This window comes from Bacillus sp. FSL K6-3154, from assembly GCF_040869395.1.
Lineage (GTDB): Bacteria > Bacillota > Bacilli > Bacillales > Bacillaceae > Bacillus > Bacillus safensis.
Window position 1 is genome coordinate 2,362,023 of sequence record NZ_CP152033.1, and the last position, 18,453, is coordinate 2,380,475.

At 44.5% G+C, this 18,453-nt stretch carries 20 protein-coding genes and 1 riboswitch; of the genes, 19 read left to right on the plus strand and 1 reads right to left on the minus strand.

The features are described 5' to 3' along the window. Positions 1-98: 98 nt before the first annotated feature. The 19 genes from MHH61_RS12150 to ablB all read left to right on the plus strand — a co-directional run bounded on the left by MHH61_RS12150 (position 99) and on the right by ablB (position 16,747). Positions 99-260 carry a hypothetical protein gene (locus tag MHH61_RS12150; RefSeq protein WP_162860200.1) on the plus strand — a complete coding sequence of 54 codons (162 nt, stop codon included), beginning with the start codon at positions 99-101 and terminating at the stop codon, positions 258-260. Between the two features lie 11 nt (positions 261-271). Then, on the plus strand, positions 272-451 hold the full coding sequence (locus tag MHH61_RS12155) for a YezD family protein (RefSeq protein ID WP_024424503.1): 180 nt from the start codon (positions 272-274) through the stop codon (positions 449-451). A 222-nt stretch (positions 452-673) separates the two neighbouring features. Continuing rightward, positions 674-1,465, plus strand: a complete 792-nt coding sequence (locus tag MHH61_RS12160) for a hypothetical protein (RefSeq protein ID WP_125587209.1) — start codon at positions 674-676, stop codon at positions 1,463-1,465. A gap of 204 nt (positions 1,466-1,669) precedes the next feature. Further along, complete coding sequence (locus tag MHH61_RS12165; protein ID WP_024424505.1) at positions 1,670-2,224, plus strand: DUF2179 domain-containing protein; 555 nt, start codon at positions 1,670-1,672, stop codon at positions 2,222-2,224. Further along, a complete protein-coding gene (locus tag MHH61_RS12170) occupies positions 2,221-2,421 on the plus strand; it encodes an NETI motif-containing protein (RefSeq protein ID WP_012009137.1) in 201 nt (66 codons plus the stop codon). Before MHH61_RS12165 ends, MHH61_RS12170 begins: the two co-directional genes overlap by 4 nt. A gap of 79 nt (positions 2,422-2,500) precedes the next feature. Further along, positions 2,501-2,602: riboswitch (purine riboswitch) on the plus strand. A gap of 169 nt (positions 2,603-2,771) precedes the next feature. Further along, entirely contained in the window at positions 2,772-3,260 is a 489-nt protein-coding gene (gene purE, locus MHH61_RS12175; protein WP_024424506.1) for a 5-(carboxyamino)imidazole ribonucleotide mutase, read from the plus strand. Beyond that, positions 3,253-4,395: a 5-(carboxyamino)imidazole ribonucleotide synthase gene (gene purK / locus MHH61_RS12180; protein WP_111927667.1), complete on the plus strand. Its 1,143-nt coding sequence runs from the start codon at positions 3,253-3,255 to the stop codon at positions 4,393-4,395. The genes purE and purK overlap by 8 nt, the downstream gene beginning before the upstream one ends. After that, entirely contained in the window at positions 4,392-5,687 is a 1,296-nt protein-coding gene (gene purB / locus MHH61_RS12185) for an adenylosuccinate lyase (protein ID WP_008355754.1), read from the plus strand. The genes purK and purB overlap by 4 nt, the downstream gene beginning before the upstream one ends. 72 nt (positions 5,688-5,759) lie before the next feature. Continuing rightward, complete coding sequence (gene purC, locus MHH61_RS12190; RefSeq protein ID WP_046314143.1) at positions 5,760-6,482, plus strand: phosphoribosylaminoimidazolesuccinocarboxamide synthase; 723 nt, start codon at positions 5,760-5,762, stop codon at positions 6,480-6,482. Then, the gene (gene purS / locus MHH61_RS12195) at positions 6,475-6,729 is read left to right on the plus strand and encodes a phosphoribosylformylglycinamidine synthase subunit PurS (protein WP_003214349.1); all 255 of its coding nucleotides are present in this window, start codon (positions 6,475-6,477) and stop codon (positions 6,727-6,729) included. Before purC ends, purS begins: the two co-directional genes overlap by 8 nt. Next, entirely contained in the window at positions 6,726-7,409 is a 684-nt protein-coding gene (gene purQ / locus MHH61_RS12200; protein ID WP_024424510.1) for a phosphoribosylformylglycinamidine synthase subunit PurQ, read from the plus strand. Before purS ends, purQ begins: the two co-directional genes overlap by 4 nt. Next, positions 7,393-9,624 (plus strand): phosphoribosylformylglycinamidine synthase subunit PurL, encoded by a 2,232-nt coding sequence (gene purL / locus MHH61_RS12205; RefSeq protein WP_125587210.1) that lies wholly within the window; start codon positions 7,393-7,395, stop codon positions 9,622-9,624. Before purQ ends, purL begins: the two co-directional genes overlap by 17 nt. Next, a complete protein-coding gene (purF, locus tag MHH61_RS12210) occupies positions 9,600-11,030 on the plus strand; it encodes an amidophosphoribosyltransferase (protein ID WP_024424615.1) in 1,431 nt (476 codons plus the stop codon). Before purL ends, purF begins: the two co-directional genes overlap by 25 nt. A 96-nt stretch (positions 11,031-11,126) precedes the next feature. After that, positions 11,127-12,167, plus strand: coding sequence for a phosphoribosylformylglycinamidine cyclo-ligase (gene purM / locus MHH61_RS12215; protein WP_024424511.1), 1,041 nt, complete (start codon positions 11,127-11,129; stop codon positions 12,165-12,167). After that, positions 12,164-12,733 carry a phosphoribosylglycinamide formyltransferase gene (gene purN / locus MHH61_RS12220; protein ID WP_095407892.1) on the plus strand — a complete coding sequence of 190 codons (570 nt, stop codon included), beginning with the start codon at positions 12,164-12,166 and terminating at the stop codon, positions 12,731-12,733. Before purM ends, purN begins: the two co-directional genes overlap by 4 nt. A gap of 15 nt (positions 12,734-12,748) precedes the next feature. Further along, positions 12,749-14,287, plus strand: a complete 1,539-nt coding sequence (gene purH / locus MHH61_RS12225; RefSeq protein ID WP_025092624.1) for a bifunctional phosphoribosylaminoimidazolecarboxamide formyltransferase/IMP cyclohydrolase — start codon at positions 12,749-12,751, stop codon at positions 14,285-14,287. Positions 14,288-14,299: 12 nt separating this feature from the next. Beyond that, positions 14,300-15,574 carry a phosphoribosylamine--glycine ligase gene (gene purD, locus MHH61_RS12230; RefSeq protein ID WP_125587211.1) on the plus strand — a complete coding sequence of 425 codons (1,275 nt, stop codon included), beginning with the start codon at positions 14,300-14,302 and terminating at the stop codon, positions 15,572-15,574. Positions 15,575-15,685: 111 nt separating this feature from the next. Beyond that, on the plus strand, positions 15,686-15,880 hold the full coding sequence (locus tag MHH61_RS12235; RefSeq protein ID WP_125587212.1) for a hypothetical protein: 195 nt from the start codon (positions 15,686-15,688) through the stop codon (positions 15,878-15,880). Positions 15,881-15,901: 21 nt separating this feature from the next. Continuing rightward, positions 15,902-16,747 carry a putative beta-lysine N-acetyltransferase gene (ablB, locus tag MHH61_RS12240; protein WP_125587213.1) on the plus strand — a complete coding sequence of 282 codons (846 nt, stop codon included), beginning with the start codon at positions 15,902-15,904 and terminating at the stop codon, positions 16,745-16,747. Here the strand turns inward: ablB and MHH61_RS12245 are convergent. After that, positions 16,742-18,400, minus strand: a complete 1,659-nt coding sequence (locus MHH61_RS12245) for a PucR family transcriptional regulator (protein WP_125587214.1) — start codon at positions 18,398-18,400, stop codon at positions 16,742-16,744. The two genes, ablB and MHH61_RS12245, sit on opposite strands and share 6 nt — an antisense overlap. Positions 18,401-18,453 lie beyond the last annotated feature (53 nt).

The window sequence follows — 18,453 nt, forward strand, 5'->3', positions numbered from 1 at the left end:
CTGATTGGATCACCAAAGGCGCTTTGATTTCCTTTTTAATAGAAGGTTTCAGGGTGCCTTTTTTTCTTGCAGACATTCAAAAGGGGAGGAGATGTCTTTTGTCACGCTGGCTTCGACAGGTGATTGAACGAAAAAAGCAGGTGCTGATTCAAAAGCTCCTTTTATGGGGGCATGAAGAAGGGCAGGAAGCACTCATGCATTACACGATTCATGAGCTGGAAAATGAGGTTCTCTATTTAAAAGAGCGAAAACAAAAATAGGGGGATGAGCGATGGATGAACAAAAGCTGAATTATATTTTATCTGCCTTAAAAGGGATCGACTATGGATCAGTGGTCATCACCATTCATAATGGACATATTACACAGGTTGATACGACCAAGAAGACTCGGTTCCCCGCTCATCAGGAGAATCTCCGGGTTCAGCAAGGAAAGCGGAGTCAATATCGTTGATCATGAATTTCAACATTGATAAAAAGCTGATGGAGGCCGTCAGCTTTTTTGTTTTGTCTTATTTTCTCTCCATTTTAAAACCTCTGCTGCCTTTTATCCGTCTATTCGTATGAACGTCAAGGAATCTTGACTGAATAGAGAGACTCCGCTACTTTAAGAGGAGTCATCCGAACAGTTCATGCACTTTTAGCACTGTAAGGATTGGATAGGAGTTGATATGAGATGTTAGAGAAAGATCAAGATCAGGGGACATCTGAAAAGAAAAACGAAGAGTCATCAATAGATCAAGAAACAAGGCAATCCCGCCTCAGCCGCAGCGCTGCAAAACGAGGAAGAACCTCAAAAACAGCGGATGATGAGCGCTCAGCTATCCAGCGTATACTGCAAGGTGTAGGAGGCGCGTTTAAGCGGTATGGTTCATATGGACTGGCGATGTTAAAATCACCGAGCCGGGCCATTAATCAAGCGGAAACATTGCGTATGAAGTACGCCTGGATCTCGATTGTGTTATTCAGCGTGTTTTTTGCTTTAGGCAACTATGTTCAATTAAAGGCGTCAAAGACCCGTTTATTAGGCTTTGGCATTCATTATTCTTTTGGCGACGCCTTTTTGAGAGTGGCAGTCTTTACACTCATTGTGTTGACATTGATGATGCTTACCGTCTGGCTGCTCGGAAAGTACATGCTAAAAGGCAACATATCACTGAAAGAAGTGATCATGAAGTTTGGTGCTGCGCTTGTGCCGGTGTTGGTTTTATCCATCCTTTGGCTTGTATTTGCCATGCTGAATATTCCATATGTGACCGTCATAATATCTGTGATGATGTTTGTCGGCCTCCAGTTGATTGCGATCGTGCTCTTTCGCTCGATTCAATCGGAGCATGATGCCGAACATGGAGATTTGATGTATGCGGGCTGGGCCTTTTTATTGGTTGAGCTTGTTATCATCGCGCTGCTCTGGGGCATAGTCGGGGAGTATTTGATTCCATCACTTGTTCCTGTTCGATTTGGATAAAACACACTGAAAACCTCCTTTTTTGAAAAAGGAGGTTTTCATGTTGAGAAGAGAAAAAAACGGGTAAACTCTTGGTAACAAACACCATCCTTGTTGTCGAAAGATATATGTGTTTTGATCGCGTAAATTTGATTGTATCAAGGTATGTTCTCTAGTAGAATATGGGGTGCTTTATTTGATTTTTTAGTGCAGGGGGTTCGAATCGTGCTTCAACAACTTTTATCCAATGCGTTCACCATGGTTTTAATCATTTTAGTGATTAATATTGTTTATGTTTCTTTTTCCACCATGCGTTTGATTTTAACGATGAAAGGCAGACGGTACGCAGCTGCTTTTGCGGGTACGATCGAAATGCTCATTTATGTCATTGGGTTAAGTATCGTTTTAGATAACTTAGATCAAATACAAAATGTCATTGCGTATGCGCTAGGTTATGGGATGGGGATCATTGTCGGGATGAAAATTGAAGAGAAGCTGGCACTTGGCTACACAACTGTTAACGTGATCACAAAAGAATTGGATGTCGATCTCCCAAGACAATTGAGAGAAAAAGGATATGGTGTCACCAGCTGGGTAGCAGGCGGTCTTGAAGGAGACCGGACAGCATTGCAAATTTTAACTCCGAGAAAATATGAACTGCAATTATATGAAACGATTAAGACGCTGGATTCAAAGGCGTTTATCATTTCATATGAGCCCAAATCGATTCACGGCGGCTTCTGGGTGAAGGCTGTGAAGAAAAGGAGAATTAAAGAATGACCGCAAAACCAAAGAAGAAAAAATTCTATGTGGAAGACAACATGACGATTGATCAAGTGTTGTCCCAGATGGCAGCGGAAGGCTACTCGCCTGTCCGTCGAATGGAGGAACCGATTTTTCAAGAAAAGAAGGAAAATGGGTCGATTCAGATCATTCCGATTGGGAAAAAAATCGTATTTGAAGGAAAAATAGTCTAAATCCGAACATTAAAACGACGACTTCATAGATTGTTCGATAAATCCGTTGACATCATGAACATCCGTTGTTAAGATAAACATGAAATCAAAACACGAGCCTCATATAATCTTGGGAATATGGCCCATAAGTTTCTACCCAGTTACCGTAAATGACTGGACTATGCAGGATAGTGAACAAAACTGACATGGCGTTTCAAAAGCGAACAGCGCTTACCATGGCCCGGTTTGTGTTGCTTCCTAACATTGCAATACAGACCGGGCCTTTTTGTTCGGCGTTTGACAAGCTGCTTAGGTTTGGGAAGCGTGTCAAACGATACAAAATCGAATATCAGCTTAAAGGTGGGGACAAAATGAAGCCGCTTGTAGGTGTCATCATGGGAAGTACATCTGATTGGGAAACAATGAAAAATGCGTGCGACATCTTAGAGGAATTAAACATTCCGTATGAAAAACAGGTAGTATCCGCACACCGGACACCTGACTTGATGTTTGAATATGCGACTGAAGCAAGAGGTAAAGGACTAAAGGTCATCATTGCCGGTGCTGGAGGCGCAGCACATTTACCGGGGATGGTCGCAGCAAAAACGACACTGCCGGTCATTGGTGTGCCTGTACAATCAAAGGCACTAAACGGGCTGGATTCCTTATTATCCATTGTTCAAATGCCAGGCGGTGTACCAGTTGCTACAGTAGCCATTGGCAAAGCCGGTGCAACAAATGCAGGCCTTCTTGCCGCACAAATGATTTCAGCATTTGATGAAAAGGTCGCAGCTCGCCTTGAAGAAAGAAGAGAACAGACAAAACAGACTGTACTAGAAAGCAGTGATCAGCTTGGCTAAGCAGACCATTTTTCCAAACGCAACCATCGGGATCATTGGCGGCGGACAGCTTGGCAGATACATGGCTGTCAGCGCAAAGCAAATGGGGTACCGGGCAGCAGTTCTAGACCCAGTTGCACAATCTCCTTGCGGACAGGTTGCCGATAAAGAAATCACAGCCGCATATAGTGACCTTGAAGCGATTCGAAAGCTGGCAGACATCAGCGATGTGGTGACTTATGAGTTTGAAAATATTGATTATGATGCACTCAATCAGCTGAAGGAAGAAGCCTATTTACCACAAGGAAGCGACCTTCTCCTTTTAACTCAAAATCGTGAGACCGAGAAAAAAGGAATTGTAGACGCAGGCTGTGAAGTAGCGCCTTACCGCATCATTCATGATGAAAAAGAGCTGGAAGACGCAGTGGACGTGCTTGGTTTGCCAGCCGTGCTGAAAACATGCAGAGGCGGCTACGACGGAAAAGGACAGTACGTCATTAAAGAAAAAGAACAGCTTCAGGAAGCAGCTGCACTGCTCACACATGGAACTTGTATTTTAGAAAGCTGGGTTCCATTTCAAATGGAGCTCTCGGTGATCGTCACTCGTTCTGTTCATGGAGAGATTGCAGTATTCCCAGTCGCTGAGAACATTCATAAGCATAATATTTTGTTCCAAAGCATTGTGCCTGCAAGGGTAGAGAACCGCATTCAGGAGAAGGCGAAAGAATTGGCAACAACACTAGCTGAAAAGCTGGGGCTGGTTGGTACTCTTGCTGTAGAACTGTTCCTGACAAATGACGGAAAGCTGCTCGTCAATGAACTGGCACCGCGCCCGCATAATTCTGGTCATTATACACTCGATTTATGTGAGACAAGTCAGTTTGAACAGCACGTCCGCGCTATATGTGGTTTGCCGCTTGGCGGTACAGCCCTTTTATCAGAGGGAATGATGGTGAATTTATTAGGCGATGAAGTGGACATTCCAAAAGAGCATCCTGAGCTTCTCAAAGAAGCGAAGCTTTATCTATATGGAAAGCATGAAGTAAAAGCCGGCCGCAAAATGGGGCATATGACGTTTATGAAACAGCTCGATGATGAGTGGATGACAAACATCACAAAGATATGGACTGAAAGAGATGGAGGAAACGGGAAATGATCGAACGTTACGCACGACCAGAAATGTCAGCAATCTGGACAGAGGAAAACAAATTTAATGCATGGCTTGAAGTAGAAATTCTCGCTTGTGAAGCTTGGGCAGAGCTTGGCGTCATTCCGAAAGAAGACGTTGTGACAATGCGCAAAAATGCAAGCTTTGATATTGGACGTATTTTAGAGATTGAACAAGACACGCGCCACGACGTGGTTGCCTTTACGCGTGCTGTCTCTGAATCTCTAGGAGAAGAAAGAAAGTGGGTTCATTACGGATTAACATCGACAGACGTAGTGGATACGGCGCTTTCATATCTATTAAAACAGGCGAACGATATCTTGCTCAAGGACATTGAGAGATTTGTTGACATACTAAAAGAAAAAGCAAAAGAGCACAAATATACCGTCATGATGGGCCGTACACACGGTGTACACGCTGAACCGACAACATTTGGCCTGAAGCTTGCTCTTTGGTACGAGGAAATGAAGCGTAACTTAGAACGTTTTAAACAAGCAAAAGCTGGCATTGAATATGGCAAAATCTCTGGAGCTGTTGGCACATATGCGAACATCGACCCGTTTGTTGAGCAATATGTATGTGAGAAACTTGGCATCAAAGCTGCACCAATTTCAACCCAAACCTTGCAGCGTGACCGCCATGCAGATTACATGGCTACTCTTGCTTTAGTCGCAACGAGCATTGAGAAATTTGCTGTTGAAATTCGTGGTCTTCAAAAGAGTGAAACACGTGAAGTAGAAGAGTTCTTTGCAAAAGGACAAAAAGGATCATCAGCGATGCCGCATAAGCGTAACCCAATCGGCTCTGAAAATATGACGGGAATTGCCCGCGTGATCCGTGGATATATGCTGACAGCTTACGAAAATGTACCGCTTTGGCATGAGCGTGATATTTCTCATTCATCTGCTGAGCGCATCATTTTACCAGATGCAACGATTGCACTGAACTACATGCTCAACCGTTTCTCAAACATCGTGAAAAACTTAACGGTTTTCCCTGAAAATATGAAACGCAACATGGACCGCACACTTGGCTTAATTTACTCACAGCGCGTTCTTCTTGCATTAATCGATACAGGCATGGCACGTGAAGAGGCATATGACACGGTTCAGCCAAAGGCAATGGAAGCGTGGGAGAAGCAAGTACCGTTCCGTTCATTAGTAGAAGCAGAAGAAAAAATCACGTCACGCTTAACACCGGAACAAATCGCTGACTGCTTCGATTACAACTATCATTTGAAAAATGTCGATATGATTTTCGAACGTCTAGGTCTTGCGTAAGAAATGGGCCGCCTGCTTGCCAGGCGCCCAATCCTGAAAATTGCCAACATTCAAATTAGGAGGCCAACCTGAATGACTGTGAAACAAGAACTTCTCTACGAAGGCAAAGCGAAAAGAATCTATCAGACCGATGACGAGCATATTTTATATGTCGAATATAAAGACTCAGCTACAGCATTTAACGGCGAAAAGAAAGCCGAAATCGAAGGCAAAGGCAGACTGAACAACGAAATTTCGAGCTTAATCTTTCAAATGCTGCATGAGAAAGGAATCAACAATCACTTTGTGAAACGCCTTACTGAAACAGAGCAGCTCATTCAAAAGGTACAGATTGTTCCGCTTGAAGTGGTTGTACGAAATGTAGTGGCAGGCAGCATGTCAAAACGCCTTGGCATTCCAGAGGGAACGAAACTGGACACACCTTTGATTGAGTTTTACTACAAAGATGATGCGCTCGGCGATCCGCTCATTACAGAAGATCATATTCGCATTTTACATGCAGCGACACCTGAGCAGGTCGAGGAAATGAAACAGATCACAAGACAAGTGAATGAAGAGTTAAAGCAAATCTTCTCAGACTGTCATGTGAATTTAATTGATTTCAAGCTTGAATTCGGAATAGATCACGAGAATCGTATTTTGCTAGCTGATGAGATTTCACCTGATACGTGCAGGCTTTGGGACAAAGATACAAACGAAAAGCTTGATAAAGATGTGTTCAGACGAAACCTAGGCGGCTTAACGAATGCATACGAAGAAATTTTCAAAAGACTTGGAGGCCATAAACATGTATAAAGTGAAAATTTTTGTCAGCTTAAAAGAGAGCGTTCTTGATCCTCAAGGAAGTGCCGTGCAGCATGCTTTGCACAGCATGTCTTATCAGGAAGTAAAGGATGTCCGTATCGGGAAATACATGGAGCTTGTCATTGAAAAATCAGATCGTGATTTAGACACAGTCGTCAAAGAAATGTGCGAAAAATTACTTGCCAACACGGTGATTGAAGATTACCGCTATGAGGTGGAGGAGGTTGTCGCACAGTGAAGTTTGCAGTGATCGTCTTGCCTGGCTCTAACTGTGATATCGATATGTACCATGCGATTCAAGATGAGTTAGGTGAACAAGTTGAATATGTATGGCACGACGAAACGAGTCTTGACGGATTTGACGGTGTACTCGTACCAGGCGGTTTCTCTTATGGGGATTACTTAAGATGTGGTGCGATCGCCCGCTTCTCAAACATCATGCCGGCGGTGAAAAAAGCAGCTGAGGAAGGAAAACCTGTTCTTGGTGTTTGTAACGGGTTCCAAATTCTTCAGGAGCTAGGTATTCTTCCGGGTGCGATGAGACGAAATAAAGACTTGAAATTTATCTGTCGTCCAGTTGAACTCATTGTAGAAAACAACGAAACGCAATTTACAAGCGGTTATCAAAAAGGCGAATCCATTACGATTCCTGTAGCGCACGGTGAAGGCAACTTCTACTGTGACGAAGACACTTTAGCGAAGCTCATTGAACGCGGCCAAATCGCTTTCACTTATGGAGACGATATTAACGGTAGTGTGAATCGTATTGCAGGTGTAACGAATGAAGAGGGCAATGTACTCGGCATGATGCCGCACCCTGAGCGCGCGGTTGATTCATTACTAGGCAGCGCAGACGGACTTAAATTGTTTCAATCTATCGTGAAAAATTGGAGGGACACTCATGTCACTACTGCTTGAACCAAGTCACAAGCAAATTAAAGAAGAGAAATTGTATCAGCAAATGGGATTGAGTGATGAAGAATTCGCTTTAATCGAATCCATTATTGGCAGGCTGCCAAACTACACAGAAACGGGCATTTTTTCTGTCATGTGGTCAGAGCATTGCAGTTATAAAAACTCAAAGCCTGTTTTAAGCAAATTCCCGACAAAAGGAGAGCACGTCCTTCAAGGTCCTGGGGAAGGCGCTGGAATCGTTGATATTGGAGACAACCAAGCGGTTGTATTTAAAATCGAATCACATAACCATCCATCTGCGATTGAACCGTATCAAGGAGCGGCGACAGGTGTCGGCGGAATTATCCGTGATGTATTCTCCATGGGTGCGCGTCCAATTGCTGTATTAAACTCTCTTCGTTTTGGTGAACTGACTTCACCGCGCGTGAAGTACTTGTTTGAAGAAGTAGTGGCAGGGATCGCAGGCTATGGAAACTGTATCGGAATTCCAACAGTCGGCGGAGAAGTTCATTTCGATCAAAGCTATGAAGGCAACCCGCTCGTAAATGCGATGTGTGTTGGATTAATCAACCATGAAGACATCAAAAAAGGGCAGGCCAAAGGTGTCGGCAACACGGTCATGTACGTTGGTGCCAAAACGGGCCGTGACGGAATTCATGGTGCAACATTTGCGTCTGAGGAATTTTCTGATGAATCAGAAGAAAAACGCTCAGCAGTTCAAGTCGGCGATCCATTCATGGAAAAACTGCTACTTGAAGCGTGCCTCGAAGTCATCAAAAACGATGCACTCGTTGGAATTCAGGATATGGGAGCGGCTGGCTTAACAAGCTCAAGTGCGGAAATGGCGAGTAAAGCAGGTTCTGGTATCGAGATGAATCTAGATCTCATCCCGCAGCGTGAGACAGGCATGTCAGCATATGAAATGATGCTCTCTGAATCTCAAGAGAGAATGCTTTTGGTTATTGAAAAAGGCCGTGAACAAGAAATCATTGATATTTTTGAAAAATACGATCTTGAAGCAGTATCAGTCGGTCATGTGACAGACGATAAAATGCTTCGCTTACTTCACCAAGGTGAAGTGGTATGTGAGCTTCCTGTTGATGCACTTGCAGAAGAAGCGCCGGTTTATCACAAACCGTCAAGTGAGCCTGCATACTATCGTGAGTTTTTAGAAACAAAAGTTGAAGCACCTGCTATCACAGATGCAGCCGACACGTTAAAGCAGCTCCTTCAGCAGCCGACAATTGCAAGTAAAGAATGGGTTTATGACCAATATGACTACATGGTTCGGACAAATACAGTCGTTGCACCAGGCTCTGATGCGGGCGTTTTAAGAATCCGCGGAACGAAAAAAGCCCTTGCGATGACAACCGATTGTAACGCACGTTATCTGTACCTTGATCCAGAGGTCGGCGGGAAAATCGCAGTCGCAGAAGCAGCACGTAACATTGTGTGCTCAGGCGCTCGTCCGCTTGCAGTAACAGATAACCTGAACTTCGGTAACCCAGAAAAACCAGAAATTTTCTGGCAAATTGAAAAATCTGCTGACGGTATTAGCGAAGCGTGTCGCAAGCTAAGCACACCAGTTATCGGTGGTAACGTCTCTTTATATAACGAATCAAATGGAACAGCCATTTACCCAACACCAGTCATTGGGATGGTTGGTTTGGTGGAAGATACAGCTCATATTACGACGCAGTCGTTCCAGCAGGCTGGCGATGTGATTTTCGTCATTGGTGAGACGAAGGAAGAATTCGCAGGCAGTGAGCTTCAAAAGATGACAGAAGGCCGTATTTACGGAAAAGCACCAGAAATTGATTTGGATGTAGAGCTCACTCGTCAGGAAGCCCTTCTTGCTGCGATTCAAAACGGACTTGTTCAATCAGCACACGATGTGTCTGAAGGCGGTCTTGGTGTTGCACTTGCTGAAAGTACATTTGGAACAGACGGTCTTGGCGCTCATATCCAAATTGATTTAAACAGCGAAGCTTCATTATTCAGTGAAACACAGTCACGTTTTGTCGTCACAGTGAAACCAGAGCACCGTGAAGCATTTGCTGCGGCTGTCAAAGATGCGACAGAAGTTGGAACGGTCACAAATGATGGGGTATTCACTGTCAAAAATCAAGAAGGACAACAATGGATTCAAGCAGCGGTCAACGAGCTTGAACGCGCATGGAAAGGAGCGATCCCATGCTTGCTGAAATCAGAGGCTTAAACGAAGAGTGTGGCGTCTTTGGGGTTTGGGGACACGAAGAAGCCCCGCAAATCACATATTACGGATTGCATAGCCTTCAGCACCGAGGACAAGAAGGTGCGGGAATCATTGCAACAGATGGTGAAAACCTGACGGCACATAAAGGCCTTGGACTGATTACGGAAGTCTTTCAAAACGGTGAGCTAAAGGATTTGAAAGGAAAAGGTGCGATCGGACACGTTCGGTATGCGACAGCAGGCGGAGGCGGCTTTGAAAATGTGCAGCCCCTCTTCTTCCGCTCGCAAAACAACGGCAGTCTTGCCCTTGCTCATAATGGGAACTTAGTGAATGCAACGCAATTAAAGCAGCAGCTAGAGAACCAGGGGAGTATATTCCAAACATCTTCTGACACTGAAGTGCTTGCTCATTTAATTAAGCGCAGCGGCTATGTTGAATTGAAAGAGCAGATCAAAAATGCCCTATCCATGCTTAAAGGCGCATATGCTTTCTTAATTATGACGGAAACAGAAATGATTGTGGCTCTTGATCCGAACGGCTTACGTCCGCTTTCACTTGGTATGCTTGGGGACGCGTATGTTGTTGCTTCTGAAACATGTGCATTTGATGTTGTCGGTGCCACGTATTTACGAGATGTAGAGCCTGGAGAAATGCTGATCATTAATGATGAAGGCCTGAAATCTGAACGCTTCTCCATGAACATTAACCGCAGCATGTGCAGCATGGAATACATTTATTTCTCAAGACCTGACAGCAATATCAACGGCATCAACGTGCATAGTGCGAGAAAGAACCTTGGCAAAAAGCTTGCCGAGGAAGCGCATGTCGAAGCAGATGTCGTGACAGGTGTACCAGATTCGAGTATTTCTGCAGCGATTGGATATGCCGAAGCAACAGGTATTCCATATGAGCTCGGTTTAATTAAAAACCGTTATGTCGGACGGACCTTTATCCAGCCGTCTCAAGCATTGCGTGAGCAGGGCGTGCGCATGAAGCTGTCAGCTGTGCGCGGGGTCGTCGAAGGAAAACGTGTCGTGATGGTCGATGATTCCATCGTACGCGGAACTACGAGCCGCCGCATTGTGACGATGCTAAGAGAAGCGGGTGCGACGGAAGTCCATGTACGCATTAGTTCACCGCCAATCGCACATCCTTGTTTTTATGGAATTGATACGTCCACACATGAAGAGCTGATTGCTTCTTCTCATTCAGTGGAAGAAATTAGACAGGAAATCGGTGCAGACTCCATTGCATTTTTATCTGTAGACGGTTTAATGGACGGGATTGGCAGGAAGTATGATGATCCGCAGCGCGGTCAATGTTTAGCATGCTTTACTGGGAAATACCCGACTGAAATTTATGAAGATACTGTTCTTCCACATGTGAAGGAAACAGCACTGACGAAATAATCGAATAAAGGAGCAGCAGTCAAGATGATTTGATATGCTGCTCTTTCATTCTGCTGAAAATAAATGGAAGAGAAGCAGCTAAAAGGAGTGAATGGGATGTCAGAAGCATATAAAAACGCCGGTGTCGACATCGAAGCAGGATACGAAGCCGTCAAACGAATGAAAACACACGTAGAACGTACAAAAAGAGCAGGCGTCATGGGTGCTCTAGGCGGATTTGGCGGTATGTTTGATTTATCTGAGCTGCCATACAAAAAGCCCGTTCTTGTCTCAGGAACAGATGGTGTCGGAACAAAATTAAAGCTTGCCTTTTTAATGGATCAACACGATACGATCGGCGTCGATGCCGTGGCAATGTGTGTCAACGATGTGCTTGCACAAGGGGCAGAACCGCTCTTTTTCTTAGATTACCTAGCAGTTGGAAAAGCAGATCCGATAAAAATTGAATCAATCGTCAAAGGTGTGGCTGACGGCTGTGAGCAGTCTGGTTCAGCGCTTGTCGGCGGAGAAACAGCAGAAATGCCGGGTCTTTACACAGAAGATGAATATGATATTGCTGGTTTTTCAGTAGGCGTCGTTGAAAAGGATGAAATCGTGACAGGAGAGAGCATCAAAGAGGGGCACTTGCTTATTGGACTCAGCTCAAGCGGAATTCATAGCAATGGGTACTCTCTTGTTCGTAAAGTATTGTTGGAAGACGCTGGTCTGGATCTGCATCAAACGTATGAACCTTTTACAAGACCGCTTGGAGAAGAGCTTCTTGAACCGACCAAAATTTATGTGAAGCCTGTTCTCAAACAAGTGAAAGCCGGCAAGATTGACGGCATGGCACATGTGACAGGCGGCGGCTTTATTGAAAATTTACCGCGTATGCTGCCTGAAGGGCTTGGCGTTGAGATTGATAACGGCTCATGGCCAGTACCGCCAATTTTCTCCTTTATTCAAGAAAAAGGACAGTTAAAGGCAGAAGAAATGTTCAATGTGTTTAATATGGGCATTGGTTTTGTCTTAGCGGTAAAAGAAGATGACCTTGTCGAAGTGATCAGAGGACTTGAAGAAGACGGAGAGAAAGCATTTCTCATCGGCCGTGTTCAAAAAGGAGAAGGTGTCACATTCGGCGGTGGAAGCCTCTCATGAAGAAGTTTGCGATCTTCGCCTCTGGAAGCGGGACGAATTTTCAAGCCATTATTGATACATTAAAAAAAGAACAGTGGCAGGCAGAGGCCGCCATTGTGATTTGTGATAAACCGGGTGCAAAGGTGCTGGAGCGTGCTGAGAAAGAGGGCATTCCCTCCTTTGCCTTTACCCCGAAGGCTTTTCCGAATAAAGCCGCTTTTGAACAAACGATCATTGAACAGCTTAGGCTGCATGAAGTGGAATGGATTTTCCTTGCTGGGTATATGAGACTGATTGGTCCGACATTACTTGAAGCATTCAGAGGGAAAATTGTCAATATCCACCCGTCCTTGCTGCCAGCCTTCCCAGGGCTGGATGCTATTGGACAAGCTTATCAAGCAGGCGTCAAAGTGGCAGGGATCACCGTCCATTTTGTCGATGAAGGCATGGATACAGGTCCGATCATTGACCAAGCGTCGATTTACATCGAACAAGGGGAAGAGCTTGAATCGATTGAAAAAAGAATGCATGAACTAGAACACACACTATATCCAAAAGTGATCAAATCACTTTTAGAATTATCTTAATGAGGTGACGAAGGCATGACGATCAAACGCGCATTAATCAGTGTTTCCGATAAAACGAATCTTGTACCTTTTGTGAAAGAATTAACAGAACTTGGCGTTGAAGTGATTTCAACTGGAGGTACACACAAGCTTCTTCAAGAGAACGGCATTGATGTCATTGGAATTTCAGAAGTCACTGGATTCCCTGAAATCATGGACGGACGACTCAAAACACTTCACCCGAACATTCATGGCGGACTTTTAGCAGTGAGAGAAAACGATGAGCATATGGCACAGATTGAGAAGCATGGCATTCAGCCGATTGATCTTGTTGTCGTGAATCTCTATCCATTCAAAGAGACGATCTCAAAAGACGATGTGACGTATGAAGAAGCGATTGAAAACATTGATATTGGCGGACCGGGAATGCTTCGTGCAGCATCAAAAAACCACCAAGACGTCACAGTAATTGTCGATCCTCGTGACTATGATACAGTCATCCAGCAAATCAAAGAAGGCGGCGTGTCACTCGAGAAAAAACGTGAGCTCGCTGCAAAGGTATTCCGTCATACGGCTGCATACGATGCTCTGATTGCGGATTACTTAACAAACTTTGTGGGCGAAACAGAGCCAGAACAGTTCACTGTCACGTTTGAGAAAAAACAATCCCTTCGTTATGGAGAAAACCCGCACCAAGCGGCGACTTTCTATGAAAATGCTCTTCCAGCCAAAGGTTCTTTGGCTACTGCAAAGCAATTACATGGAAAAGAACTTTCCTACAACAATATCAAAGATGCAGATGCCGCTCTTCAAATTGTACGTGAATTCACGGAGCCAGCAGCTGTTGCTGTGAAGCATATGAACCCGTGCGGCGTTGGTACAGGAGAAACAATTGCAGAAGCATTTGACAGAGCATTCAAAGCAGATGAGACGTCTATTTTTGGCGGCATTGTGGCACTTAACCGTGAAGTAGACAAACAAACGGCTGAGGTGCTGCATACGATTTTCTTAGAAATTGTCATCGCCCCATCGTTCAGCCAAGAAGCACTTGACGTGTTAACAGCGAAAAAGAATCTTCGTCTATTAACATTAGATGTAGAAGCAGATCTTGGGAAAAAAGAAAAACAGCTGACAAGTGTTCATGGCGGACTGCTTGTTCAGGATATTGACACGTACGGCTTAGAGGAAGCAACGATTTCTATTCCAACGAAAAGAGAACCAACAGAAGACGAATGGAAAGACTTAAAGCTTGCTTGGAAAGTAGTCAAGCATGTGAAATCAAATGCTATTGTCCTTGCGAAAGATCAAATGACAGCAGGAATCGGTGCTGGTCAAATGAACCGCGTGGGCTCAGCTAACATTGCAATTGAGCAAGCTGGTGAAAAGGCAAAAGGAAGCGCACTAGGCTCTGATGCATTCTTCCCAATGGGCGATACAGTGGAAGCTGCTGCAAAGGCAGGCGTCACAGCGATCATTCAGCCAGGCGGATCTATTCGTGATGAAGAATCGATTCAAAAAGCAGATGAATACGGCATCGCCATGGTCTTCACTGGCGTTAGACATTTCAAACATTAAGGGGATGACAGTGTGAACGTATTAATTATCGGCAGAGGCGGAAGAGAGCATACCATCGCATGGAAAGTGAATCAAAGTGAACTTGTCAGCCAAGTATTTGTCGCACCCGGCAATGATGGAATGACAGATGCTGCGAAGCTTGTACCAATCGACGAAGGCGATCATGAGGCGTTAATTCGTTTTGCAAAAGAAAACGAAATCGGCTTAACCATTGTCGGTCCAGAGGTCCCTTTAATCGCAGGTATCGTTGATGCATTTGAAGAAGCAGGTCTAAAAGTATTTGGACCGAATGCAAAAGCTGCGGTCATTGAAGGCTCAAAGGAATTTGCAAAAGACTTAATGAAGAACTACGATATCCCAACAGCCGCTTACGCTGCCTTTACATCGTTTGAAGCAGCAAAAGCATATGTAGAAGAAAAGGGTGCGCCGATTGTCATTAAAGCAGACGGGCTTGCCGCAGGAAAAGGCGTCACAGTGGCCATGACGCTGGAAGAGGCGGTCGATTGTCTGCATGATTTCTTAGAGGATGAAAAGTTTGGCGATGCAAGTGCATCTGTTGTCATCGAGGAATTTTTAACAGGCGAAGAATTTTCACTCATGGCTTTTGTCAACGGAGAAAAGGTGTACCCGATGGTGATTGCGCAGGATCACAAACGGGCCTTTGAAGATGACAAAGGGCCGAACACCGGCGGAATGGGCGCTTATTCACCAGTTCCGCAAATTTCAGATGAAGTGGTTCAGAAAGCCGTGGAAGATGTTGTGAAACCGGCAGCTCGCGCGATGGTGCAGGAAGGGCGTCCATTTACAGGCATTTTATATGCAGGTTTAATGCTGACACCAGAAGGCTCAAAGGTGATTGAATTCAATGCACGCTTTGGCGACCCTGAAACGCAGGTGGTTCTCCCTCGTCTTGAATCAGATTTAGTCCAAGTATTCCTCGATATTCTTGATGGAAAAGATGTGGACTTACAGTGGAAAGACACTGCGGCTGTCAGTGTGGTTCTTGCATCAGAAGGATACCCAGAAGACTATGCAAAAGGCACACCGATCGGTGCCTTGCAAACGACTGTCTCTGATGTCGTGACCTTCCATGCAGGAACAAAAAAAGAAAACGATCAATTCGTCACAAATGGCGGACGTGTAGCGAATGTGACCGCATTTGACGACACATTTGAAGCGGCAAGATCAAGAGTGTATGAAGCGGTTGAAGAAATCATACAGCCAGGTCTATTTTATCGCCGTGACATCGGTGCCCGTGCACTGAAGGCTGCGGGGAAAAACGTTTAATCAAAACACCTTTCTATCTGATGAGATGGAAAGGTGTTTTTTGTTCATGAGAAGGGATGATGCTCGAATATGAAGAAGTAGTATGGGATGACGAGTTTATGAGGAGGCAGCATGGTCATTCAAGGAATTATTCTATTTGCAATCGTGTTACTTATTTTATTTATACTGTTCTCAAATCTCATCATGTATGAAGCGAGAAAGCAAAACAAAGCCAAAAAAGACTCAGCCATTCGGTATATGATCATGTCGATTTTTTCTGGTATCGTCATTGTTTCATTTTCCATTTGGATTTTTTTTATTAGCTGATTTATAAGAGAGGATGAGTATATGGTGCAATTGAAGGAACTTGCGAACGAGCGTTTTTCTGCCTCGATCTGTATTGATTCATTTAATGAGCGAATCCGTTTGGATGACTACAGCGGCAAGGTGCGGGATGTGATTCAGTCGGTTCTTAAGGAAGCGGCAGACTGCAAGGCTTCTAAGGTCATTGTGAAAGTCAGGCGTGAGCATATGTCTCTTTTTTTAGAAAAAGGCTTTCGGCTTGAAGGCGTGTTTTCTCATTATTTTCTTGGAAGTGATGCGTACGGCATGTCGCTCTTTCTGACGGAGGATCGGATGAACAGCCTGTATTGGCTGAAGGAAGATGAAATTGTTGCGTCTATTCAGGAAAAGCCTCTCAAAAAAGACCAAGGCACGTGGCAGGATGAGTTTGTGATGAGGAAAGCAGATACGCAGGATATTCACAAGCTGGCAAAGCTCTATGATACCGTTTTTGAAACGTATCCTACGCCAATGAATGAGCCAGATTACATCCAAAAGGTGATGGAGGAAGGGACCGTCTTTTATGCCGTTGAACATGACGGTCACATTGTGAGTGCAGCATCCGCTGAAATCAATGCGCCGTATGGTCATGCGGAATTAACAGATTGTGCGACCCTTCCATCATACAGAAAACTAGGATTCATGCATCATTTGATTCTAGCACTCGAAAAAGAACTTCAATCCATGCACATCTATGTCTTTTATTCTCTCGCACGTGCACTGTCCTATGGAATGAACCAAGTGTTTTATCAGCTCGGCTATACGTATACCGGGCGTTTCCAAAACAACTGCTATATTTTTGACAAAATTGAAGATATGAATCTATGGGTGAAAACGCCGAATGAATCATGAAATGGTTCTCATCTGATCAAGCAGACCAGATAAGCGGTACGCCATGATACTGAGCTGCAGCTTCATCCGATCATCTGTGGATTTGAGGCTGCAGCCTGTTCTCGTTTCAATTTGTTTCAGCCGGTAGCTTAATGTATGTCTGTGAATAAACAATTCTCCCGCAGATTTTTGAATATTTTCATTGTGTGCCAAATACACTTCGAGTGTATGGATCAGGTCAGCGCCCTGTTTTTTCGTATAAAGCAAGGGACTTAACAGCTCCACGTAAAAGTCATGCAAATTCATACCCGCTTCATTCATTTCAAGCAGCATCCCGTATAAGCCGAGCTTCTGATAATGAATGATGCATTCGTCTGTCTTTAAAAGCGGAAGAAGCCTTGCTGCATACTGCGCTTCCTTCGCGCTTTTTGAAAAGAGACCGATCTGGTCATAGGCTCTCCCAATGCCAATCACAATCGGATGGACGGGAAAAAAATAAGACCAAGTGCTCCGGCACTCTTCTGCTGCACGATACCACTCCGCTTCTTGAAACGCTTTTTTTCCTGCCGGTGTAAGAACAAAAATGGAATCGAGCCTTGTCTTAAGTAAAAAAGGAATATGTCTGCGTTCAAATATCGACGTGAGCAATTGAGATAGGCGCTGCATCATTTGGTGATCGAGCTGTGTGTGCTGATGCTGAAATTGAAAGTAGATGACCACCTGCTCATCGCTCATATCGTATTGCAGCTTTGTTGCCTGTTCGACCACATAGCTTTCTTCTGTGTATTGCTGCTGCAAAATATCATCTAACAAATGACCTTGCATTTGGTTTTCTGTATCTTGAATGGCTTTTTGCTTCAGCCATTCAATCGCATACACCGCCCCGGCATGCTCGATGGCAATCGCGTCGAGATGATGCCACGCATCCTTTTTCTTTAAAGATACAATAAATCCGAAAATATCGCCCATCGCAATCACTGGGCATGCAGCGAGGACAAACGCACCGCACGTGTCATAAACGAGCCTTCCTTTCTCCTCAGCCTGCTTGAGAAGAGGCGTCGTTTCGATTGGTTCATGATCTGTCATAAAGCCAAAAGCAGGAGAGTACGTCACTTCATCTTTGATGAGATGAGCTGCGGTTTGATGTAAAAAAACATCAAGCACAACGATGTTCGCCGAAGTGAGGTGTGCCAGCTCATCTGTAATTTGTGTGACATTTTTATTGCTGACATTTAAATGGGTTAGTCTTTGGTGAATGGCTGAAGAATATTTAAGCTGATGGAGCTGGCTGCTGACGATTTGCTCTAGGACAGCTTTTGTAATGTCTGAGAAGTTGACATGTGAAGGAATCTCGATGAGTGGAATGCCGCTGTTTTTGGCAGCTTCGATCAGTGATGCCGGAATTTCCGTTAAGTATACGCCTTTATAAATCGCAATGGCCGATAGACGTTGAGATTGAATCAGCTCCTCAAGCCGGGCGCGCCTTTCTAGATTGTCTGCAAGCCCAAAACCGGTTGTGACGAGCAGTTCCCCTTCTGAAAGCCTTGAAGTATCTTCGATAATTTCCACGATGGTCACCCACTGAATGAGGCGGTCTAGTCCATTTTCCCCAGCAAGCAGCTTTGTTTCCTTCATGATATCGAGCGAGAGTGCATCTTTGACGAGAATCGCCATAGACTCATGACCTCCTTTTGAACACTCTTATACACAATGTATAAAAAATGCGT

Bases quoted from the DNA above. Each gene is read 5' to 3' on its own strand.
- purC (WP_046314143.1), top strand. From the start codon at position 5,760: ATGACTGTGAAACAAGAACTTCTCTACGAAGGCAAAGCGAAAAGAATC.
- purN (WP_095407892.1), top strand. From the start codon at position 12,164: ATGAAGAAGTTTGCGATCTTCGCCTCTGGAAGCGGGACGAATTTTCAA.
- MHH61_RS12155 (WP_024424503.1), top strand. From the start codon at position 272: ATGGATGAACAAAAGCTGAATTATATTTTATCTGCCTTAAAAGGGATC.
- purF (WP_024424615.1), top strand. From the start codon at position 9,600: ATGCTTGCTGAAATCAGAGGCTTAAACGAAGAGTGTGGCGTCTTTGGG.
- MHH61_RS12245 (WP_125587214.1), bottom strand. From the start codon at position 18,400: ATGGCGATTCTCGTCAAAGATGCACTCTCGCTCGATATCATGAAGGAA.
- purB (WP_008355754.1), top strand. From the start codon at position 4,392: ATGATCGAACGTTACGCACGACCAGAAATGTCAGCAATCTGGACAGAG.
- ablB (WP_125587213.1), top strand. From the start codon at position 15,902: ATGGTGCAATTGAAGGAACTTGCGAACGAGCGTTTTTCTGCCTCGATC.
- MHH61_RS12235 (WP_125587212.1), top strand. From the start codon at position 15,686: ATGGTCATTCAAGGAATTATTCTATTTGCAATCGTGTTACTTATTTTA.
- MHH61_RS12160 (WP_125587209.1), top strand. From the start codon at position 674: ATGTTAGAGAAAGATCAAGATCAGGGGACATCTGAAAAGAAAAACGAA.
- purS (WP_003214349.1), top strand. From the start codon at position 6,475: ATGTATAAAGTGAAAATTTTTGTCAGCTTAAAAGAGAGCGTTCTTGAT.
- purH (WP_025092624.1), top strand. From the start codon at position 12,749: ATGACGATCAAACGCGCATTAATCAGTGTTTCCGATAAAACGAATCTT.
- MHH61_RS12170 (WP_012009137.1), top strand. From the start codon at position 2,221: ATGACCGCAAAACCAAAGAAGAAAAAATTCTATGTGGAAGACAACATG.
- purL (WP_125587210.1), top strand. From the start codon at position 7,393: ATGTCACTACTGCTTGAACCAAGTCACAAGCAAATTAAAGAAGAGAAA.
- purE (WP_024424506.1), top strand. From the start codon at position 2,772: ATGAAGCCGCTTGTAGGTGTCATCATGGGAAGTACATCTGATTGGGAA.
- purM (WP_024424511.1), top strand. From the start codon at position 11,127: ATGTCAGAAGCATATAAAAACGCCGGTGTCGACATCGAAGCAGGATAC.